This is a genomic window from Streptomyces sp. NPDC049577, from assembly GCF_040675635.1.
Taxonomy (GTDB): domain Bacteria; phylum Actinomycetota; class Actinomycetes; order Streptomycetales; family Streptomycetaceae; genus Streptomyces.
Window position 1 is genome coordinate 1 of the sequence record NZ_JBFAPH010000619.1, and the last position, 1,511, is coordinate 1,511.

A 1,511-nucleotide genomic window follows, 5' to 3' on the forward strand; every position below is an offset into this window, starting at 1 on the left:
CCGCCGGTCCCGTGCATGGTGGTTGCTCGCCGTTGCGGCGGGAGAAGAACTGTCCGCAGCGCCCGGCCCGGCGGTGCGGAGCCGGGCGCTGCCCGGGGGTTTCGGGGGCTTGCCCCCGGTGTTTCTCCCGCCGCGACGGCGAGCAACCTGCCGCGACCGGTCCGGCGGTGCCGTGCCGGGCGTTGCCCGGGAGTTCCGGGGGCTTGCCCCCGGCTTTCCTTCCGCCGCGACGGCGATCAGCCCGCTGCGACCGGTCCGGCGGTCGGAGCCGACCGCTGCCCGGGGGCCCCGGGGGCTTGCCCCCGGCTTTCTCCCGCCGCGACGGTGATCAGCTCACCGCGACCGGCCCGGTGGTGCCGAGCCGGGCGCAGCCCGCCCGGTATTCCCCCGCCACCGCCGTCGTGGTTCAGGACGGGAAGGACAACGGCAACAGCGACATCTCCGAACCGAGGCCGGAGGCCACCGGTGGGGCCGTGAGTTGGGGGTCCACGCAGACGTCGTCCACCCCCAGCGGAGCGGCCAGGGCGCGGACCGCCGGCAGGGAGAGGCGGACGCAGGGCTGGGAGTGGCCCAGACAGTCGGAGAGCCGCCGCCCGGAGGTGAAGGCGACGGCCGTGCGGGTGCCCAGCGGGGAGCGGAAGACGCGCAGGGCGTAGCCGCCGGGGCAGGGGCGTACCGGTACGTACAGCGGCCGTACCGGTACGGGATGGGACGGCTCCCCGTCCTCGGGCCGCTCAGCGGTTCCGGTACCGGTGCCGGCGCCCGTGACGGCGGCGACGGCGGCGGCTTCCTGGGGAGTACGGCTCACATGCATGGCGTTACCTCGATCGAGAGGTGTCGGGAAGTGCGTCGCCCACGCTATGCCCGGGCCGCACATCCCCGAGCACCCTCTTGACAGCCTGTTGACCCGCCGTCGGAGTCCCTTGACGGCTCATTGACGCAACCCCGGACCGGAGCCGGGCGCTCATGGGAGGAGGCCCGCCCTGCGGGCCGCGACCACGGCCTCCATTCTCGTGTGCGCGCCGAGTTTCCGCATCCCGGACCGCAGGTAGCTCTTGACCGTCTCGGGGCGCAGTCCCAGCCGCGCGGCCGTGCCCGCGTTCGTCGCGCCGGAGGCCACGCAGGCCAGGACGTCGACCTCGCGCGGTGACAGCGGCACCGCGCAGCCGGGCGGGGGAGCGGCCGGGGCCGTCGCGCGGGCGAGCCGGCCGCAGGCCGCGAGGAGCTCGGCGCGCAGCGCGGGGTCGGTGACGCGCTGCGACAGGGCCCGCAGCTCGCCGTGCGCCTCGCGCACCTCCTCCCACCGGGCGGGATCACCCGAAGGGGGGCACGGGGGATCCTCCCGCGCCGCCAGCGCCCGCTCCAGGTCGCGGACCGCGCCGACCGCCGCCGTCAGCGTCCGGTCGCCCAGCCCGAGCGGCCGGCGCAGCGCCCCGTAGAGGACGCCTCGCACCCGGCCGCGGACGACGACCGGCACGGCCAGGACCGAGCGGAGCCCCTCCGTGGCGACC

Annotated in this window: 2 protein-coding genes; both read right to left on the minus strand. The window is 76.6% G+C overall.

Features of this window, described 5'->3' with window-relative positions; translation table 11 throughout:
- Window positions 1-406: 406 nt before the first annotated feature.
- Window positions 407-808 (minus strand): SAV_915 family protein, encoded by a 402-nt coding sequence (locus tag AB0K09_RS33295; RefSeq protein WP_366069121.1) that lies wholly within the window; start codon window positions 806-808, stop codon window positions 407-409.
- A 156-nt stretch (window positions 809-964) separates the two neighbouring features.
- Window positions 965-1,511 (minus strand): LuxR C-terminal-related transcriptional regulator (locus AB0K09_RS33300; RefSeq protein WP_366069123.1); only part of this gene is annotated, 547 nt, incomplete at its 5' end.